At 69.0% G+C, this 19918-nt stretch carries 15 protein-coding genes; 6 read left to right on the plus strand and 9 right to left on the minus strand.

Going from position 1 to position 19918, the window contains the following annotated elements:
• Positions 1–126: 126 nt before the first annotated feature.
• The 7 genes from ACFRMN_RS34275 to ACFRMN_RS34305 all read right to left on the minus strand — a co-directional run bounded on the left by ACFRMN_RS34275 (position 127) and on the right by ACFRMN_RS34305 (position 11956).
• Positions 127–2001: an ATP-binding cassette domain-containing protein gene (locus ACFRMN_RS34275; RefSeq protein WP_383027284.1), complete on the minus strand. Its 1875-nt coding sequence runs from the start codon at positions 1999–2001 to the stop codon at positions 127–129.
• 127 nt (positions 2002–2128) lie between these two features.
• Positions 2129–2893 carry an NUDIX domain-containing protein gene (locus ACFRMN_RS34280; RefSeq protein ID WP_383027286.1) on the minus strand — a complete coding sequence of 255 codons (765 nt, stop codon included), beginning with the start codon at positions 2891–2893 and terminating at the stop codon, positions 2129–2131.
• A 129-nt stretch (positions 2894–3022) separates the two neighbouring features.
• A complete protein-coding gene (locus ACFRMN_RS34285; protein ID WP_383027289.1) occupies positions 3023–5083 on the minus strand; it encodes a glycogen debranching N-terminal domain-containing protein in 2061 nt (686 codons plus the stop codon).
• 115 nt (positions 5084–5198) lie between these two features.
• On the minus strand, positions 5199–6491 hold the full coding sequence (locus ACFRMN_RS34290; protein WP_383027292.1) for a DUF4192 domain-containing protein: 1293 nt from the start codon (positions 6489–6491) through the stop codon (positions 5199–5201).
• 245 nt (positions 6492–6736) lie between these two features.
• The gene (locus ACFRMN_RS34295) at positions 6737–6985 is read right to left on the minus strand and encodes a hypothetical protein (RefSeq protein ID WP_383027295.1); all 249 of its coding nucleotides are present in this window, start codon (positions 6983–6985) and stop codon (positions 6737–6739) included.
• A gap of 68 nt (positions 6986–7053) precedes the next feature.
• A complete protein-coding gene (locus tag ACFRMN_RS34300; protein WP_383027298.1) occupies positions 7054–11403 on the minus strand; it encodes a hypothetical protein in 4350 nt (1449 codons plus the stop codon).
• A 400-nt stretch (positions 11404–11803) separates the two neighbouring features.
• Positions 11804–11956, minus strand: a complete 153-nt coding sequence (locus ACFRMN_RS34305) for a hypothetical protein (protein ID WP_383027300.1) — start codon at positions 11954–11956, stop codon at positions 11804–11806.
• A 1307-nt stretch (positions 11957–13263) separates the two neighbouring features.
• Here ACFRMN_RS34305 and ACFRMN_RS34310 point away from each other — a divergent pair.
• Together ACFRMN_RS34310 and ACFRMN_RS34315 are read left to right on the plus strand one after the other, a co-directional pair.
• Positions 13264–13773 (plus strand): hypothetical protein, encoded by a 510-nt coding sequence (locus tag ACFRMN_RS34310; protein ID WP_383027303.1) that lies wholly within the window; start codon positions 13264–13266, stop codon positions 13771–13773.
• Positions 13774–13845: 72 nt separating this feature from the next.
• Positions 13846–14730 (plus strand): hypothetical protein, encoded by an 885-nt coding sequence (locus ACFRMN_RS34315; RefSeq protein ID WP_383027306.1) that lies wholly within the window; start codon positions 13846–13848, stop codon positions 14728–14730.
• Between the two features lie 183 nt (positions 14731–14913).
• Here the strand turns inward: ACFRMN_RS34315 and ACFRMN_RS34320 are convergent, their stop codons facing one another.
• Positions 14914–15381 (minus strand): MarR family winged helix-turn-helix transcriptional regulator, encoded by a 468-nt coding sequence (locus ACFRMN_RS34320; protein ID WP_383027309.1) that lies wholly within the window; start codon positions 15379–15381, stop codon positions 14914–14916.
• 101 nt (positions 15382–15482) lie between these two features.
• Here ACFRMN_RS34320 and ACFRMN_RS34325 point away from each other — a divergent pair, with 101 nt between their 5' ends.
• Complete coding sequence (locus ACFRMN_RS34325) at positions 15483–15836, plus strand: HGxxPAAW family protein (RefSeq protein ID WP_383027312.1); 354 nt, start codon at positions 15483–15485, stop codon at positions 15834–15836.
• A 195-nt stretch (positions 15837–16031) separates the two neighbouring features.
• Here the strand turns inward: ACFRMN_RS34325 and ACFRMN_RS34330 are convergent, their stop codons facing one another.
• Positions 16032–16640: a TetR family transcriptional regulator gene (locus tag ACFRMN_RS34330; protein ID WP_383027315.1), complete on the minus strand. Its 609-nt coding sequence runs from the start codon at positions 16638–16640 to the stop codon at positions 16032–16034.
• Between the two features lie 82 nt (positions 16641–16722).
• Here ACFRMN_RS34330 and ACFRMN_RS34335 point away from each other — a divergent pair, with 82 nt between their 5' ends.
• From ACFRMN_RS34335 to ACFRMN_RS34345, 3 genes are all read left to right on the plus strand, one after another.
• Complete coding sequence (locus ACFRMN_RS34335; protein WP_383027317.1) at positions 16723–17658, plus strand: oxidoreductase; 936 nt, start codon at positions 16723–16725, stop codon at positions 17656–17658.
• A 19-nt stretch (positions 17659–17677) separates the two neighbouring features.
• Positions 17678–18460, plus strand: a complete 783-nt coding sequence (locus tag ACFRMN_RS34340; RefSeq protein ID WP_383027320.1) for a thioesterase II family protein — start codon at positions 17678–17680, stop codon at positions 18458–18460.
• Positions 18461–18698: 238 nt separating this feature from the next.
• Positions 18699–19916 carry a cytochrome P450 gene (locus ACFRMN_RS34345; RefSeq protein WP_383027322.1) on the plus strand — a complete coding sequence of 406 codons (1218 nt, stop codon included), beginning with the start codon at positions 18699–18701 and terminating at the stop codon, positions 19914–19916.
• Positions 19917–19918 lie beyond the last annotated feature (2 nt).

The raw sequence follows: 19918 nt of genomic DNA on the forward strand, positions 1-19918 counted from the left end.
AGGTCTTTGGTGAAAAGCACACGAAAGGGTGATCGGCGCCCGCCCTTCGATTGACGCCTTATCGGAAAGAAGCGGGCGTTATCAGGGGAGTTGCGAACACCATTGAACGGTCCGGTCGTTCCGTGGTCACCAACGGGCCCTGCGGCGAAGGCCGGTGAGCAGATATGCGCAGAGCAGGGCCGAGAGCGACAACGTGAGGGCCGCGGCGACCGGTTGGGCGACGAGTCTGAACGTGGCCATCAGCCAGTGGTCGGCCTGACGGGGCCAGTCCAGCCAGGCCAGCTCACGCAGCCGGCCCGGCAGTCCGACGACCGAACGCGCGGACGGACCGGCCTGCGCCCGCTGGATCAGCGGTACGACCAGGGTCGGTACGGCCACGACCGTGGCCACCCCCGCGGCCGTGACCCGGAAGACCCCCGCCCCCAGCAGCCCCGCCCAGGCGCAGCCGACGGTAAGTCCGGCCCAACCGGCGCTCAGCGCGAACCAGTTGCCCGGCACGGGCACGGCTTCGGCGCCGTACACCAGGCGCAGCGCCCCGGCGTCGGCGGCCACGGTCAGCGCCGCGAGCGCCAGCGCCGCCGCCGCTGTCACGACGAGCTTGGCGAGAAGCAGACCCAGGCGGCGCGGGACGGTGCCCCGCGCGCCGGCGAGCGCGGGGTAACGGAACTCGTCGCCGAACGAGTACGCGCCGAGCAGCCCCGCACCGAGGGCCGCGGGCGGCAGGGGCAGGATCGCGGGCCAGGCGCTGAGCAGACCGGGCAGCGAAGTGCTGCCGGTACGGGCGAGCGGCACGGCGAGGGCCACGGACGCGACGAGGACGGCGACGGCGATCACCGCCGTGGTGCGGATCCCGAACATATGACGGAGTTCGTAGCGCAGCGGCCGGAGAGGACTGCCTACCGGCCCCGACGACAGCGGCGCCGGGAGCGGACCGCGGTCGTGACGCGGAGGCCCGCCGTCCTCGTAACGGCGGTCGAGGTCGTCCTCGTAGCCGTACGCGTCATCGGGATCGCGGGCGGGATCGCGGGCGGGGTCGTAAGCGGTGTCGTGAGCGGTGTCGTGAGCGGTGTCGTAGGCGGGGGCGGGCGCGGGTACGGGCAGAGGCGAGGAGCCCGGCGTGGGACCCGTGTCGCCGACCTCGTCGGCGAGCTGATGGACGAGAACGCCGTTGCGGAAGGCGGTCTCCCCGATCTCCGGGCAGCTGCTGCCGTAGACGGTGAGCAGACTGCCCACACCGGGCTCGGAGACCACTTCGACGGAGCGCCGGTCCGCGCGGGCCTCGCGGCTGAGGGCGTCGGCGAGACGGGCGGCGTGCGGAGTCCTGACGGCGACGCGGGGACGCAGCCTGGTACGGGCGAAGGAAACCGCGTCCTGGTCGGCCACGAGCCGGCCCTCGTCGATCGTGACGACATGATCGGCGGTGCGCGCGGCCTCTTTGGCGTCCTGCGTGGTGTAGAGGACGGTGCCGCCGTGGTCGGCGTGCGCGCGCAGCAGTCCGAACAGCCAGCTGTTCTCGCGGGAAGACAGATCGGCGGACGGCGCGTCGAGCAGCAGGGTGTGCGGATCCCCCAACAGCGCGGAGGCGAGCCCGAGTCTGCGGTCCATGCCGAGCGAGAGCGAGCCGAGCCGTTCGTCGCGCAGACCGCCGAGGCCGACGACATCGAGGAGTTCGTCGGCGCGCGAGGCGGGCACTCCCGCGGCGGCGCAGAGCATCCGGAGCTGGCCCTTGACCGAGCGCGCGGGGTGGCCCGGCACATCGCCGAGGAGCACCCCGATCTCGCGTGCGGGATGGGCGATTCGATGGAGGGGGCGACCGCGGAAGTAGGTGACCCCGCGGCCTGGTTCGAGTTCGAGCATCAGCCGGAGCGCGGTGCTCTTGCCCGCGCCGGGGGCGCCGAGAAGCGCCGTGACAGAGCCGGACCGTGTTTCGAAGGTCAGATCGTCCACGGCGGGCGGGAGGTCTCGACGGGGGTTGCTGGTCAGTCCGATGGCCTGGAGCATCGCTTCTCTCGCGGGAGGTGAGACCGCTCGGCGGCAGGGTGGGTACCGCAGCAAGATAACGCGACATGTCCGACTTGTGGTGCAGGGTGGCGCCCCCGGGTGTCAGACGTCCGGCACGTGGCCCCCGTCAGACCTCCGGGCGCAGCATCGGCGGGTTGAGTACGGTCGCCCCGCCGGCCCGGAACAACTGGGCTGGCCGGCCGCCCTGGCGGGTCGTGGTTCCGCCCGACGGGACGAGGAATCCCGGAGTGCCGGTCACCTTCCGGTGGAAGTTGCGCGGATCGAGCGCCACGCCCCACACCGCCTCGTACACCCGGCGCAGCTCACCGACGGTGAACTCGGACGGGCAGAACGCGGTGGCGAGCGAGGAGTACTCGATCTTGGAGCGGGCCCGTTCCACCCCGTCCGCGAGGATCCGGGCGTGGTCGAAGGCGAGTTGGGCGGGCTGTTCGTCCTCGCGGGCGAAACCGCCGTCCTGGTTGAGCAGCGCGTCCACCGGGGCCCAGCGCGCGCTGTTGGCGTCACCTCCGGCACGGGGCGCGGGAAGGTCGGGCGAGAGCGCCAGATGGGCCACGCTGACCACCCGCATCCGGGGATCGCGCCCGGGATCCCCGTAGGTGGCGAGTTGTTCGAGATGGGCCGCGTTCCCGGGCGCGGGGGAAACCGGGTCGTGCGCGCAGAGGCCCGTCTCCTCGGTGAGTTCGCGCGCCGCCGCGCCCGCGAGGTCCTCGTCGGCCTTGACGAAGCCGCCCGGCAGCGCCCACCGGCCCTGGAACGGCGGCTCCCCGCGCCGCACCACCAGCGCGCAGAGCGCGTGGCGGCGCACGGTGAGCACGACCAGGTCGACGGTGACAGCGAACGCGGGAAAGGCCGACGGGTCGTAGGGCGACATGCCGCGATCATAGTCGTCTGCCTGACGATAAACACTCCTTCCGTCACTCGCGCTGTCTACTTCTTCGCCATCTTCACGATCTTCGCGCCACCGGTCCGGCTCACCTGCCCGCCACGGCTCAGACCCCCATCAGACCCCCAGTTGAAGGCAAGGGGCCGCCTCCTCGACCATGCCGAGCCCGAGCGCGCTGACCCGTAGGGAGAAGGGCTCCTCCGCCACCCGCAGCCCGGTGAGCTGTACCGCCCCGAGCGGGGCGCAGCGGACCGGGCGCAGCGCGACGGTGCGGGCGGGCGCGTCCGGGCGGATACCGGCGAGCGCGGTGAGCAGATGGATTCCGGCGGCCGCCGCCACGGCCGCCGGACGGCACGCCGCGGGGTGCGGGACGGGAGCACCGCCCGCGGTCCGCCGCTCCCCCGCGTACATCTCGGGGAGCCGGTGGCCGAACGCCTCCGCCGCGTCCAGCACAGCCCGGAGCAGGGAGCCTGCCTCCTCGTCGTATCCGGCCGCGATCAGGCCCGCGATCGCGACGGCCGTCTCATGGATCCGTACCGCCCCGGCGCGGTGGCCGAACGGGTTGTGTCCGGGCTCCTTGCCCCCGAGGCCGCGCAGCCCCCACCCCGAGTCGAGGTCCGCTCCCCGGAGCATGGCGACCAGCCGCTCGGTCTCCGACGCGTCCAGCAGTCCCGGGGCCCGCTTCCCTCCGCCGAGCAGACCCGTGTCCAGGAGATGGGCGGCGCTGGCGCTCGCATGGGGAAGCAGCCGGCCGTCGGCACACCGCGCCGCGGCCGGGCGCCCGCCGGTGGGCTCATCGGCCCAGAACGTCCGCCGGAACCGCAGCCGCAGCGCGCCCGCCCACTCCCGCCAGCTGTCAGCCCCCGGCCGGCCGCAGGACTCCAGCAGATCGGCCCCGAGCAGCGCCGCGCGGTGTGCGTGGGCCTGGGTCTCGACGCGCCGGGGCCCGGTGGGGCCCGGCTCCCCCAGCAGCCCGTCGGCCCCGAGGGCGGTGCGCAGCCAGTGCAGACAGCGCTCCGCCGTGGGAAGCAACTCGGCGAGATCACTCTCGGGAAGCCCCCAGCGGCGCGCCTCGGCGAGGACCACGGGGAAGGCGAGCGTCGCCTCAACTCCCGTACAGCTCGGCGGCAGATGAGGCCCGGCGTCCCGCAAGGGGCCGGGAATGCGCCCGAAGTCGCGTCCTGGGCCGCGGAACTGGGTGCGGGCGAGCGTACGCATCGTGCCGGCGGCCAGCCGGGTGCCGAGCGGGAGAGCCATCCGTACCGCCCAGAGCGCTTCCGCGGCCGGCGGCCCGCAGCGCCAGGGCACGCCCGCGGCGGGGTGGACATCCGTGGAACCGCCGGGCCCGCGCAGCAGAAGCGCCTTGAGGTCGCCGAGGCTCGCGGCGAACAGCGGGCGAACCCGGGGGTCGTCACCCTCGGCGCTCGCCTCCGGCAAGGGGTTGCTGGCGGTCCGGCCGGTCGGCCGCGCCGCTCGGTCCGCACTGATCCGCAGCTCGATGGTGCGGGAGGCCCCGGGCACCAGCTCCATGTCCCAGCGGAGCAGTCCGGCCGAGGCCAGCGCGTCCTGCGGCGCCGGCTCGGCGGCGACGGCGGCGTGTTCGCCGTCGGCCGCGGCCCAGCGCAGACCCGCGGCGTGGACGCTCGCCGGGAGTTCGGGGCCGGCGCGGCCGACCGCGATCGCGGCCAGCTCCGCCAGATCCGTCCCCAGAGTGATCTCCACCGGGAACCGGCGGACTCCGCGGGCCGAGCTGTGCAGCGTGATGCGTTCGGTGCCGTCGGCGTCCCGCAGCCGTTCGACACTGATCTCCGGATCGGGTCCGGCGTCCGCCGGTGTACGGACCACCGCGCTGAACCGCGCCCGGTCAGCCGCAACCAGCCTGCCCTGCAACGGAAGGGGTTCCCGTCCGGCGACGCGCAACAGACAGCGGGAGAGGAGCCGACGGCCCGACTGGTAGAAACCTTCCAGCCCCTGGCCGGTGAGTTGGCCGTGCTCGGCCGAGACCGCGAGACGTGGCAGTGCGACACAGAGGAGCGCGCGGTGTACGTCGGGCAGCTCGCCGTGCGACGGGCCCCCGCTCCCCGCGGGCCCGGACGGTGCGGCACGGGACGGCGCGGCCCGCGACGGCGCGCCGCTCGAAGTACCTGGGTTGGGTGAGGGAAGGGCGGTGAGGGCCATGGGTGGTCTGCTCTGCCTTCTGTGCGCTCCGGAGAGCCGCGCTGTGTACGGCGGCGCGGCTCGTACGACTTCGCCACAGAGGTGAACGGCTGCCCGGGTGGCCGGGTCACGGCTCTCATCGGCCGCTCCTGGTCCCGCGCCGCCCGCTGCGCCTGGCACCCCGGCTGTGCGCGGCCGGCGCACCGGACGAGGACCCCTTGGGTGAAAGGCTCTTGCGGGGGACGGGCCTGCGCACCGGACGGAGTTTGGGCCGCCCACTCGTCCTGTGCGGGCCGGCGAGCGCCCGTGCACCGCGCTCCTCGCGCAGACAGCGGCGCAGCGTCTCGGGGTCCAGTCCTTCGTTGCACGCCTGGTGGAGCAATCGCGCGAAGACGTACTGGGGATCGAGCCGTAACGCGAGTCCCAGGGCGACCCGCGCGCTCGGTTCGTCGCCGGTCGACCAGGCGACCCAGCCGGCCAGGGTCAGCGGTGCGGTCGCGTGCTCGGCGTACGGACCGACGCAGCGCCGGGACAGCGCGCGCCAGAGCCGCAGGGCCGGCGCGGCCTCGGGTCCCTCCATCCACTCCGCGGCGCGGTCGCGGATCTCCCTGTCCTGGAGTCCGAGGATGACGGTGGCCGCCTCCTCGTGGGTGATGAGCCGGTCGTCCTCGGCGTCCGTGGCGGCCGGGCCCGCGCTCGGCGCCTCCTTCAGCCGCCCGATCAGGGCCCGCGTGAGCCGCAGCGTCTCCTCACCGACCCGTTCCCGGCTTCCACCGCCCAGGATTCGGGGCACGAGCGCCGCGCCCGCGTCGTCCAGCGCCCGCTCCTGCTCCTCGGCGGCCGGCGTACGCCAGGGCTCCAGCCGGGCTTCCATCTCCCGCAGCGATCCCCGCACCTGGACTCCGGCGTACGCGGCGGCCGCGGCCATCACCGACGTACCGGGCAGGGTCAGCCCGGTCCCCTCGGGCGGACAGCAGCGGACGTCGGGACAGCAGTAGGACCAGAAGCGCCCGTCGGAGATACAGAGCACCTCGTGCACGGGGACGTCGAGGTTTCCGCACGCGGTGCGCAGCCGCTGTGCGAGGGGGCGCAGCCGCTCCATCACCTGTCGGCCCGTCTCCCCCGCGGCCGGGTCCTGGCAGAGGAAGACGACGATTCCGTCGGGACGGCCGCCGCGCCGCTCGCTGCCCTCGATCAGGCACTCGGCCAGCTGATCGGCCACCGGTGGCCATTCCTTCGGCGAGCGCGGGATGCCGAGCCTGAGCCGTCCGCCGAAGCGTCCCCGGTCGCCCTGAAGCGCGACCATGACAATGGAATCGGTGGGGTGGAATCCGAGCAAATACGGGAGAGCGTCGGCGAGTTCCGCGGGACTGCGCAGGGTGATCTGCTGCTCGTCGGAGGATCCGGTCGGTTCGTGGTGCGTATTCATGGCTCGACGGTCCCGCGCCGGGCCGGATCCCGCGACCCCTGTGGATAACTTTATCCACAGGCTGTTCGGCGCATTCGCGGTATGTCGGAGCCATCGGGTTGCATGGGGGCATGACCAACGCAGACCGCTCGGCTTACCGTACGCGTGGCCGTTGCCCTCCACGACATCCCGTGATCACCGGGACTCCGGGGCCGTGCGTCATTGGACGGCCTCACTCTCACTGGGGGAACTCAGGTCACGGCCAGTCAGCGGGGAGGGTCGATGGGCAGCCGGCCCCACGCGCGCCTGAGCCGCACGAGTGTCGCGATCACGCCGATACCGAAGACAAAGGCACCGAGGCCGGCGCTGCGCAGCACACCAAAGGTGACCCCGACAGCGACCGCGATCAGGGAGCCGGATAACAGCATCTGGCGCCTCGGGTCAGTCAACTTCCAGAAACCGAGCAGCGAGAACACGAACCACGCGGCCACGTAGGCAATCGCTATGAGGACCATGACGGTTTCTCCTTGACCTGAACCCTGGGAGAGGGCGGACCACGCCCTCTCCCAGGATCAACTTCGCATTACCCTACGTTGTAGTCGGGGTCTCCACTTGACCCTTCGAAGCAGCTACGGCCCGCACGGTTAACGCCCGGCCCGTCCGTCAGGTCGATGCCCCAGGGATTGCCGCCATGCCCGGAGAGCTGGTCGCAATACCCGTAGGGGGTATTGTCGCCATTGAGGGTGGCGACCCGGCTGAAGCCCTTGAAATCACCGGTGATCACCGGCTCGAACGAGCTGACGTCAGAGCCGTCCAGTGCCATGGACTGGCCGTTGCGGTAGAGGTACTGGTTCGGCATGAAGCTGGAGCGCAGGATCGCGCTGCCGGCGTTCTCACTGTGCCGCTTACGGATCGTGCCGTCAGAGCAGGAGATGAAGTTGAGTTCTTGCCAGATCGGCGGGGACTGATTGAAGATCGATCCCGTGATGCCTGACTTGAAGAACGCGTTGTAGATCTCGCTCATCAGGTCGCGTACGGCCTGCGGCACGACGGTGCCGGACACGTTGGCCCTCGCGCGCCACGCGTTGACCTCGGCGTCCACGCCGGAGACGCCGAGCATCGGCCGGTAGCCGATCGAGCCTCCGGAGGTGTAGGCAGCGCTCACGCACTTGGCGTTCGCACCGGAGGCCGCGTAGCCCTTGGTGTCGGTGATCTCGGGCCTCTTGCCGACCGGAGCGTACGCGCGACCGGGGATGATGCCGGTCGAGTTGGTGTCCGTGGTGGTCGTGCGCCCGTCGTGCTCGTTGAGATCGCCCGTCGAGTAGTTCAGGTTCGGAGGGGCTATGCCGTAGTCCTTCTGGATCGCCTTGAAGCTGTCCATCACGAAATTCGGCAGGTGCGTGTCCGCGGTGCGAGAGTCGTAGTCGATGTCCTCGCTGCCCTCGATCACGGACCCGTCGTCGGCAGCTACATAGCTCACCTTCACCTTGCTCTTGATCTTGTACGTACTGTCGTCGGTGTCGAAGTACGACGGTTTGGTGGGTCCGGGACGGTCCTGGTACCTGTTGGAGAAATGCACCCACGCGGGGATGCTCTTACCGTCCGGGTGGTCGACCGGGTGCGTACCCGACTCCTTGACCCATGTGTTCCATGTGCCCATCGCCGCCTTGGTCTCGGGCTTCACGCACGACGGCGCGGGGCTGTCGACACAGGTGGGCAGGGTCAGGACCGCCTGCGAGGTGTCGATGCCCCAGTCATAGAGGGACTGTCGGTCCTTGAACGGCGTATCGAAGAACATCGTGCTGTTCGGGTCGGTGTCGACGTTCTGGTCCTCGTCGAAGAACGCGATGGCATCAACGGTGTCCTGGACGTAGCGGCCGGCGATCGGTTCCACAGCGATGGCGTCGAACGCGATGTCCTGATCGCCGGTGCCGTCCTTGGTGGTGGTGGACAGGCGCACGACGGGCGCGGCGTCGAACATGAACGCGCCGATGGGCACCCACCGGTTGCTGCTGCCCGGCTGGGAGACCACACGGGTCTTGGTCCCGTACTTCGTGTCGACCTTGTACTCGGCGTACTTGGTATGCGCGCCGTGGTCGGGCAGATGCACCCACACTTTTGCGGCGCCGTTGACGGCCTGGTTCAGCTTCCACGTGGCCGTCATCTTCAGCCGCTCACCCTTGGCGTCGTTCTGCCGGGTGTGGCCGAAGTAGAAGTGGCCGCCGAAGCCGGCGCCGAGTTGGTGCAGGTCGACCTTAGCGGGCCACACGGTGGAGATAGTGGTTCCGTCGTGGGCTACACCCGCTTCACCGGCACCGAAGTCGAGGCTGAAGCTGCCCGCGTTACTCCAGTCGCTGTTGGCACAGCTCGGCCGGACGGACGGGGTTCCCCCTGGCAGGTCGTCAATGATCATCGCCCGCGAGGGCAGACCGGAGCGGGAGCAGTTCGGCGGGTAGGCGGTGCCGTCCGCCTGCTCGGCGTCGTAGTCCGGGGAGGGGAACCGGAAGTACTCGTTACCGCACGAGTAGGAGCAGTCCGTCTTCCACTGCACCGACTGGTGGAACCAGCACTTGAAGTCCGCCTGGGTGCACGGGCCCTGTCCGGGCTCGTTCTGCGCGTTGTCCGAGATCTTGGAGGGCTCGCACCAGTTGTAGGGGCCGCAGAACAGGTCCTCCGGCGGCTTCACGCCCGCGCGGTTGTACTTCGCCGATCCCTTGATCGTGGCGTCCTCGCTGGTGCCGTTCCACCAGGCGCCGAGGAAGGCGGCCACCATCTTGCCGGGCGACTCGATAAAGGAGGGCGGATGAGCGGCGAACCCGAGCACCTTCTCCGGGTAGGGCCAGTTCTGCGGGCGCGCGGCGGCCGAGGCGTCCTCGTTGCCGAGGCGGTCCTCCAGGAAGGGCGTACGGCCCGCGTCCCACTCGGGGTTGGCGGGGTTGTTGGCCCAGCCCACGCCCCAGGGCTCGTTGCCGTTGACGTTCTCGTAGAACCCGCTGTTGTAGGACCAGAGGGCGAAGAACCAGTTCTCAAGGCGGTTCGGGTTACCGTCGTGGACGACGAGCCCGGCCTGCTTCGTCTGGTTCCACTTCGAGACCAGGATCTGAAGCCCGGCGGCGACGTTCGCCGCGTAGTCCAGGGCGACGGCGCGCTGCTTCTGGTAGTCCCAGGCCGTACCGCCCTTGCCGTGCTCACGCCCGGCCAGCCGCATGTGGTCGGTGACCTGGGTGATGCCGTAGCCGCAGTCCGCCTCGGACCAGTTGACGTCCCAGTCGTTGTCGCTGTTGCCGTCGTAGTAGTCGATGCCGTAGTAGTTCCCGATCAGCGGACTGCCCGTCACGCCGGGCACCGCCGAGCGGGCTGCCTGCCACATGTTCGACTCCTGCGCGGTGATGCCGAGCATCACCTGGGCGGGGACACGGCCACCGCCGTCGAGCGCCGGATTCGGGAAGAGGGTCTGCGGCGCGTACGCGGGCATCCCCAGGTTCTTCCAGTTCGCCGGGCGAGTGGCGCCGATGTCGAGCTTCCCTGTGATGGCCTTGTTGACGGCCCACTCGACCTGACGCGGCTTGGGCTGCATGGCCTGGTTACGCGGGTCGCTGCGCGGCACGGAGCAGGTCCGCTCGGACTCCACGATCTCCGTACGGGTGCCGGTCACATCGCCCGGGTCATCGGCCAGCGCGCGCGTCCCGCCGGAGTTCGTCCGCATCCCGCCGTCGTCGGACGCCGCACTCCTGGGAGTGCCCAGCAGCGGCGAGGGGGTACGGGAGGTCTCCCACTGCGGGGACTTGGCCTTGAGCGGGGTCACCGTGAACCCGGCCCGTTCGCCGCTGTCGCGCACCGACGCGGTGATCTTGACCGGGCGTGCGTCGGTGGCCTGCTCCGGCTGCAGGTACTGCGGGGATCCCTTGCCGTCCGCCCACACCGTGTGCTGGACGATCGCGGCGCCCGTGGTGGAGAGCGTCGCGTCCTTCGAGGTGCCGGCCAGGCGCGTCACCGCCTTGGGCAGGCTCGTCGCGGTCTTGACGTCACCGGTCAGGTAGACGTGCCCGCCCAGTCGCGTCAGGCCGGTGCCGCCGAGCGGTCCCGAGCCCAGCTTCGAGACCTTCTTGTCCGCCCAGCGGTGGACGAGCGCGGTCTCCTGCTGCTTGAGGCTGTCCCGCTGCACGCGCTCCAGGAAGACGTAACCGCCCTCGCTGTCCTTGCTGATGCGGTACGGCACGGTGCCCGTCGCCGCGAGCTTCTTCTTGGCGCCCTGGGTGTCGATCTCGATGAGCGTGCGTCCGGAGGCTCCCGCGATCTTCCCACCGCCGGCCGGGACCGAGGACGTGACCTGCCCGTCAGTTACCACCGGCTTGCTCAACTTGCCCGTGGCGGCGTCCACGCGGATCAGCCGGGTCTGCTTCTTGTCCTCGCCCGGGGACTGCGTCAGCACGGCCTCCTCACCAGTGCCGCAACCGGGGTTGTAGTACGACAGTGACGCGTTGACCTTCAGCTTCGTCACCGCGCCGCTGGTCAGGTCGACAATGGCGGTGAACCCGCCGCGTGCCAGCAGCTTCGGGTCGTTGGTGAACGTACGCGGCGCGTAGACAACGACCGCGCGCTTGCCCGAGCCGGTCACGCACGCGTTGCCGATCCACTGGTCCGCGTCAAACCCGGGCTCGGCCAGGGAAGCCAGGGTCTTCCACGTGTAGCCGCTCTTCTCCGTCGCGGTCAGCAAATGGAAGCCCTGGGCATCGCCGGTGGTGGTCCAGGCGATGTCGGCCGACTTCTTGTAGTCCTCGCCGAGAACCTTGGCGCGGTCGCTCGTGGGGAGTGAGTCCGGGGCGGGCTTCGCCGCCGAAGACGCCGGCGGATCCGCTGCCCGTGGCTCGTCAGCCCAGGCCGCGGCCTGGAGCAGACTTGTCAGTACCCCTCCGGCCGCTACCACGGCCATGGCCGCTCGTGTTCCTCTTCGTAATCTCAACGTCTCTCCTTCTGCCCTGCGGTGTCTTCCCGTGCTTCGCGGCACGGCTCGGCCCGCCCCGGTAGGCGGAAGTTCCGCGCCAGGACGGGAGTTCATGGGGGTGTCGCCGAGGTGGGCATGGCACGGCCGACCGCCCTGGTTCCCAAGGGGTCGGGGTCGGAGTCGGGGTCGGGACTGTGACGGTCGGCGGGAAGGGCTCAATGGGTCACGGCAAGAGGCTCCGGCTCTCTCGCGCGCTGTTGACCGGTGTTCTGCTCGTTCCGGACGTGCGGGTGCCGCTTCGCGTCTACGGTCACGTACGCGGCGCGTAGGCCGCCCCCGCCCTTTTCGGGATTGTGGCGGCCAGTTGGACTCGTGGGCCGTGGCCGGGTCAGTGGACCAGCGGTGAGCCGGTCACCTCCCGGATAAGGACGCCTTCGTCGGCACCGTCAATGTCCTGGACGACCGCGGAAACGAACCGGTCACAAGCGGCCGGATCGAACGACACGGCCGGCGTCCGGCAGATCAGGCCCTGGGTATTCACCCAGTCCTTGTTGAACTGCGTTGAACTGCCCTGTGAAGTCACACATTTTCGACGTGACTATGCCGTCCGCATCGGATGTGCCGGGTGCGACGGGTGCGACAGGTCCGCTTGTCCACCCGAGTAGTCAGCTTGAAACTGGTGAGGCGGGCGGACCTGTCGGCGAACTGGTCCTCAAGGATTTGTCGGCGGCTGCGGCGTCGAGGAGAGCGGCAGCGGCCAAGAGGGCATCAACGACACGACAGTTCATGGCAGTAGACACAAATATCCCCCGTCTAAAAAAATGTCAATAAATAAAAGCAGCTATGAGGTCCAGCCGAACGACCCGCCGGCCTGCGGGGTCCCACGCAGGAGTCGCGGTTCCATTGAGCCGACGCGCTGGAACAGGCACTGGGTATCCATGGCGCATTGCAGATGGGGATCGACGGCTGCTCTTACCCGTCGCAGAGCCCGACGCCCCCCGTTTCGCGAGTAGATAAGCAGCGGCATGTGATCAGCAACTGCCCGGTCACTGTAGCCGCGCCATGTACATGCAAGGCAACACTGACTTCTGGCCCGTAGTCAACGCTTTTTCACAAGCGGAACCGCCCGCCCTCGGACGACTGAGCAAGAAGAGACCGTGCCCATGACACGTGGGGTGTGTGAAGCGGAAGTTCAGGTGCAGTCCTGCTGACGCACCGTGATTGGCTCAATCCGGCCTCCCTGCTCGCGAACTGAGCCCCAGTTGTCCGCTCCGGCCAGCGCCCCCCACCGGGCCGGCCGACTTCGAAGCGCAGGTCGAGGACCATCCGACCGCGGCCCCGGTCGCGCACACCGATGAGAGCGGGGAGCGGACAGCGGGCAGCAGCCAGCCGACAAGCCGACAGGTATGAGACATTCCGCTTGGGCCATAAGGCACCAGGTCCCCGAGCGCAGGACGAGCCGCGTGATCATCAACGCAGGCCAACCGCCCCGCCCCGGGTCACGAGTCTCCTTGTTGAGGGCGTTTAGTTCCGGCCACGCCTCAGCGGCCACGATGGGCGCACTGGTCCGGTCCAGCCACAGCGCATACCATCGGCGCGCCAATCGACACGCGAATCCGAATTCAGCGGCTGAAGGAGGCGCACCCGAAGAAGAAAAATCGCGATATCGCTTGCGTTTGCGGCAGTGGCTGTCGAATCATTCCCACCTGGGGTTGGGCCGATGTCGACCCGCCGAAGCACTGCCGGTACCTACTGCCGGTACCTACTGCCGGTACATCTGGGGAAAATCGGCCAATTCTGCGCCGACGCGCGTATCCACGCCCGAATCATCGCGTTATCGCTTCACCTGTGATCGATCCCCTTCCAAGCCATGCAAAGGAAGCAGGAGCAATGCGAAAAAGACTTGCAGTCATCGCGGGGACAGTTCTCGCCTTGATGACTCCGACGGCGGCCATGGCCGGCGGCGATATCGACAACCTATGGGATCCGGCGGCATGCAGTAATCCCGACACTTCCGCGTTCAAATTTCACCTTTACTACAACTCGGGCCAAAATGGCGCCTACCGGAACATCGGGTACAACGTCTACAACTTCGATGTCCTTTGGAACGGGAACAACTCCCCCGGCGGTGGCACGAAGCTGCGTTACTGCATTCTGGGCGCCAGCAATCCGTGGCCCGGGTCGAATCAGCCGGTGAAGAACAATGCGGCATCCGGCACAAATGATCATTACAAATACAAGGCCAGGGTCCACTTCAACAGCGGATACGGGGGACCCAAAGACATTATGAACCCCTATCAGCACATAGACCGGTTCAGGTACGTTTACAACGAGAACGCATCCTTCTCCTGGGCCTGAACGCACCCAAGGAAAGGAATAGGGCCAACAAGACGGGGAGAAAAAGTGAATCCGAATAGAAAAATCGTCAAATTGTGCGCTCCCTTCGCGGCAGCAGCCGCTGTCGGAACGGTGGCGTTCGCCCTGTGGGGGACCCAGGGAGACGCGTCGGACAACGCGAGCCGGCCGATGGCGGATACGCGCCCCAACACGGCGGCCGCCGGTGTGCCGCAGGCATCCGTCGGCGACAAGGACAACCCCGCCACGTGGCGACTGCCCGTCGAGGCCTACATCCCGGCCAGAACAGAGGCCCGCATGGTCAGCGGTGTGCGGGACGATCTGATCGACGAGTGCATGGGGAAGGCGGGCTACGAGAAGTGGGAGCCTGCCCCGGACCTGCCGGACCTCAGCGGTGAGTCGCTGACCGACCGTCGGTACGGCATCCATGACGCCGAACTGACCGCCATACGCGGCTACCACCCGGACGCAGCCCTTCAGGAGGCGTACGACGCGGCGCTCGAAGTCGGGGCCGTCGACACATCGGGCTCCGACCCGGAGGCACTGCGCGGGTGTGTCCAGGCCGCTGACGGCGAGGCTCCCGACACGCAAACCGATGAGCTGGTGCAGCAGATCGACGGCGACTCCTACACCGAGTCGATGAAGGATCCCGCGGTGGTGGCCGCGTTCGCCAACTGGTCCTCATGCATGAACGACAAGGGCTACGCGTACAAGACACCGCTGGAACCCCTTGAGGACCCCCGGTTCAGTCACCCGACCGACGTGATCGAAAGCGAGATCACCACGGCCAAGGCCGACCTCGACTGCCGCACGCGGTTCGACGTCACACGCACGTGGTTCGACGCCGAGGCGAAGATACAACAGGCGCAGGTCCAGAAGAACTTGACCGCCCTGAACGAGGTCAAGGCGGAGAACCGTTCCGTAGTCGCACAGTCCGCCGCGATCGCCGGGGCCAGGTAGGCACCCGTCGGTTGTTCCGGCACCCGGCCGCAGATCCCGTCCCACTATGAAAAGGCATGACTGGGACGGGATCTGTAGGTCCCGGCCGGAGCCGCCGACCCGGCCGGCGACTCTCTTCGTGTCCCGTGTCCCGTGTCCCGTGTCCCGTGTCCCGTGTCCCGTGTCCCGTGTCCCGTGTCCCGCCTAACAGGACTCTTCGAGGTAAGTACGCGTCAGCGCACCGGCGCGCGTGAACCAGTCGGTGAGTACGGCGATCTCGTCGGACGTGTAGTCCGCGAAGAGCTCTGCGAGGAGCGCGTAGTACGGCCCGTAGACGGCCCGCACACGCTCGGCGGCGGCCGGGACCGCGGTGATGCGAACCCGGCGCCGGTCGGCCGGGTCCGGCCGGCGGGTCACCAGTCCGCCGCGCTCCAGGCGGTTGACGATGCCGGTCACCGCTCCCGTCGTGACGTGCGCACGCACGGCCAGGTCGCCGGCGGTGACCGGGGAGTCCCCCGCGTCCAGGACATACGCGAAGCAGGTGAGGTCAGTGACGCTCAGCCCCAGATTCCGGGCGAACTCCTGCTGACCGACGATTCTCGTCGCGACGAGGTCGTCCATCGCACTGCTCGCGTCCGATGCGGAGGCGGCGGGGCGGGGCTTGCCCTCCATTGAATTCCCTTAGCGCGTAGGATAAATTCCTCACTTACTAAGACATCATAGACCCTGCATCGAGCCGTGCCACGGCTTGGCGGGCGCAAGGAGGCAGGCACGTGAGCGAACACGACGAGGGCCATACCGTCGCGGGATGGGTTGGTTGCGCCATTGCCACAGCCGGGGCCGCGGTCGCCGGCGTGGGCATCGTCGGCTGGCGCCCGGGGATCTGGGTGGGGTCGGTCGTCATCGTGCTGGCGGCTCTGGTCGGATGGATCCTGCACCTCGCGGGTTGGGGCAAACCGCCCGGGGTTCGGACTCCCGGCCAGTGGGGCGTCACGGTGCGGGACCGCTCCGCACGCCAGGGGCACGCGGGCTGCCTCTGGTGCCGGCTGGCCGGCCGGCGCGCGGTTCCGGTACGCACGGCTGCCGCGCCCCAGCCCGCCCTCAGCACCTCCGGTGCGGATTCCTAGGCCGACCTGTTGTCCTGACGCGGGTGCCGGTGGGCGGGGCTGCCCCGTACCGCGGGTCTCGACCCGTGCGGGCCGTCACAGAACCGGCCATACATCGCGTGCGGCCGCTCATCGAGCCGCCGATGTCTCTCTTACGCGAGGCGAAGGGGCCCACGTCGTCGACGTGGACCCCTCTGCCCGCACCTCTGCCCTCTCCTACGCGACGGCGTCCAAGGCCGGTGCGATGACAGCGAAGGCCCGGTCGGTCAGTTCGGCGGGGTCCTCGGCGCCGTCGCTGTCGCTCCATCGCTGCAGCACGGTGTCGAAGGCGGTCAGGGCGATTCCGGCGGCCAGTTGCGGGTACAGGTCCGTCGCCGGGTCCAGGTCCAGCCGGTCGGCCACCTCCGCCGCGAGCCCGTCGCGCCACTGAGCCTGACGCTCCAGGAATCGGGCGTGCAGGGCGGGCGTACCCAGAATCAACTGCACCACGCGCAGCGCCTGATCGGTATGGCCGGCGCAGGCGTCGATGGAAAGCCAGACAGTGTGCCGCAGCGCCACCGACGGCGACTCCCGAGCGGGGCGGCCCGCCAGCTCCGCCCGCATGCCTGTGCCCATCTCGGCCAGGAACTGGATGACCACGTCTTCCTTGGACGCGAAGTACCGGAAGAAGGTCCGCTTGGACACGCCGGCGGCGAGCGCGATCTCGTCGATCGTGACCGCGTCGAACCCCTTCCGGGCCAGCAGCTTCAGCGCGGCGCCGGTCAGCTCGTCCGAGACGAGCTGACGCTTGCGTTGGGCCAGGCTCACTTCAGGGCGAATAGTCACCCCTCCATCGTATACGCCATGCCGTCGATGACACCCAGGGATCAGCTTGACACTGAATGCCACATGAGGCAGCTTGTGTCGTATGAGCAATCAGCAGCGCTGGACCGCCGAGCAGATCCCCGATCAGAGCAAGCGCGTGTTCCTCGTCACCGGTGCCAACAGCGGCCTCGGCCTGGCGACCACCCGGGCCCTCGCCCGCAAGGGCGCGCACGTGATCCTTGCCGTACGAGACGAGGCCAAGGGGCGCAGGGCGGTCGCGGAGATCACCGCCAAGCACCCGGGTGCCCGGCTTGAGGTGCGCCAACTCGACCTGGCGGACCTGGACTCGGTCCGCTCCTTCTCCGAGCAGCTGCACTCCGACCGCGCGCACCTGGATGTACTCATCAACAACGCCGGCCTGATGGCGCCGCCCCGGACGCTCAACGCGCGGGGTCACGAAGTGCAGTTCGCGGCCAACCACCTTGGCCACTTCGCGCTCACCGGCCTGCTGCTCGACCTGCTGGAGGTCGGGAACAACCCCCGCGTGGTCACGGTGAGTTCGCCCAACCACCGGCAGGGCACCATCTTCTTCGACGACCTCTCCGGTGAGCGCAAGTACTCGCCCATGGGGTACTACAACCAGTCGAAGCTGGCCAACGCCGTCTTCGGCTGGGAGCTCCACCGGCGGCTGACCGCGGCCGGCAGCCCGGTGCGGAGCGTGCTCGCCCACCCCGGCTACACCTCGACCAACTTGCAGACGAGCTCGCCGGTCGGCATGGTGAAGCTGCTGTTCGGCCGCATCCTCCTCCCGCTCGCCCAGTCCCCGGACGAGGGTGCGCTGTCCCAGCTGTACGCGGCGACCGCCCCGGACGCGGCGGGCGGGCAGTTCATCGGCCCCGGCGGTATGGGCGAGCTGCGTGGCGCGCCGAAGAAGGTGGAGCTGGCTCCCAGGGCCTCCGACGCCGAGACCTGCCGTCGGCTGTGGGAGCTGTCGGAAGAGATGACCACCGTGCGGTTCGCGTTCCCTGCCGCTGCCTGAGTCCGCGAAAGGCACGAAGGTGACCGCGAACATCACCGGAACCAGTCCGAACATCACCGGAACCAGTCCGTGGATCCGCCGGTACCACCCGGCCGCGAACGCGCGCGCGAGGCTGCTGTGTCTGCCTCACGCCGGCGGTTCCGCGTCGTTCTACCTCCCCTTCTCCCGCTCGCTCGGGCCCGACGTCGAAGCGCTCACCGTCCAGTACCCGGGACGCCAGGACCGCCGCGACGAGCCGTGCGTCGACTCCATCACCGGCCTGGCCGACGCGCTGGTCGGCGAGGTGCTTCCGTGGGCCGACCGGCCGCTCGCGATCTTCGGGCACAGCATGGGCGCGATGATCGCCTTCGAGCTCGCCCTGCGTCTCGAACAGCGGGGGACGCGACCGCTCGTGGTCTTCGCCTCCGGCCGGCGCGCGCCCTCCCGGCTGCGTGAGAACGCCGTTCCCGTACACCTGCGCGACGAGGAGGGCATGATCGCGGAGCTGCGGTCGCTCAGCGGTACCGATGCGCGGATCTTCGAGCACAAGGAGCTCCTGCGGATGGCGCTGCCCGCCATCCGCAGCGACTACAAGGCGGCCGAGACCTACCGCTATGTCGCCGGACCCCGGCTCGCGGCTCCCGTCCACGCGCATGTGGGTACCGACGATCCCAAAGCGACCCTCGACGAGGTGCGCTCGTGGGCCGAGCACACGGACGGCGACTTCGATATGCACACCCACCCGGGCGGCCATTTCTATCTGACAGACCAGATGCCGAGTGTCGCCGCCGCGGTGTCGCGGCAGATCGCGAAGCTGCTGTAGCGGACTTACGCGGAGGACTTCCGTGGGGACCTCCGTGGGGGACTTCCGTGGGGACTTCCGTGGACCTCCGAAGCCGGAATACGGAATTGATCCTTCCTTATCTCCGCTTGTGTGAGCTGGCTCACTGACGAACGTTTCTCGACCAACCTCCTTGTTAGACTGAACCCCTCTTTTCAATAACCGAGTTCCGCGAGGTGTTGAAGTAGTGGGGGACGTCATGGGGGATGCCGTGGAGAACATGGCAGACATAGATGTTGCCGGCCTTCCGGCATACCCGTTCATCGGTCCGGACGACAATCCATTTATTCCCGTCAAGGGATCCGACCTGGAGCGACTTGAGGGGCCCGTCGGTAAGGTCCGGCTTCCGTTCGGAGGCTGGGCCTGGCTCATCACCCGGCACGAAGACGTGCGGCAGCTGCTGCGCCACCCGGGTTTCAGCTCCGACCAGTACAAGCCCGGGTTTCCGGTGCTGAATCCGATTCCACCGAAGCAGGACGACGCCTCGGGCCTGTTCATCTTCATGGACGGCGAGGCGCACAGCCGCTTCCGGCGGATGCTGACCGCCGAGTTCATGATCAAGAACATCCGCCGGATCGAGCCGCTGATCGAGGAGTCGGTGGTCGAGGCCCTGGAGCGGATGCGCTCTCTCGGTTCGCCCGCGGACCTGATGTCCGAGTTCGCGCTGCCCGTGCCGTCGATGACGATCTGTCATCTGCTCGGCGTCCCGTACTCCGACCACGACTTCTTCCAGCATCACAGTCGCGTGATCATGGACCGGAACTCCGGCCCGGCGGAGGTCGACGAGGCCCTCGGCGCTCTGGCCGGCCTCCTCGGAGCCCTGGTCGAGGCCAAGCGGACCGCGCCCGGCGATGATCTGCTGAGTCGGCTCGTGATCGAGCGTGTGGTGCCCGGCGAGCTCCGGGAGGACGAACTCGTCAGCCTGGCCATGCTCCTGCTCGTCGCGGGCCATGAGACCACCGCGAACATGATCGGGCTCTCCGCCCTCGTGCTTCTTGACCACCCCGAGCACCTGGACGCCCTGCGTGAGGACCCGAGCCTGGCATCGGGGATGGTCGAGGAACTGCTCCGGTACCTCACCGTCGTACGTACCGGGCTGCCCCGCCTCGCCATGGAGGACGCCGAGATCGGCGGTCAGAAGATCCGCGCGGGCGAGGGCGTCGTGGCGATGCTGGCGATGTCCAACCGGGACAGCTCGGTCTTCCATGATCCGGAGCTGTTCGATCCGGCACGGCCCGAGGCGCACCGGCACATGGCGTTCGGCTTCGGCCTGCACCAGTGCATCGGCCAGCCGCTGGCCCGGGCCGAGCTGCGGGTGGCTCTCGTCGAGCTGGCCCGCCGCTTCCCCGAACTGCGGTCGGAAACGGCCTTGGCCGATGTCCCGCAGCGTCCCATGGCGGTGACGTTCGGGGTGGCCGAGCTGCCGGTGGCGTGGTGACC

This window comes from Streptomyces sp. NPDC056835, assembly GCF_042789485.1.
Taxonomy (GTDB): Bacteria; Actinomycetota; Actinomycetes; order Streptomycetales; family Streptomycetaceae; genus Streptomyces.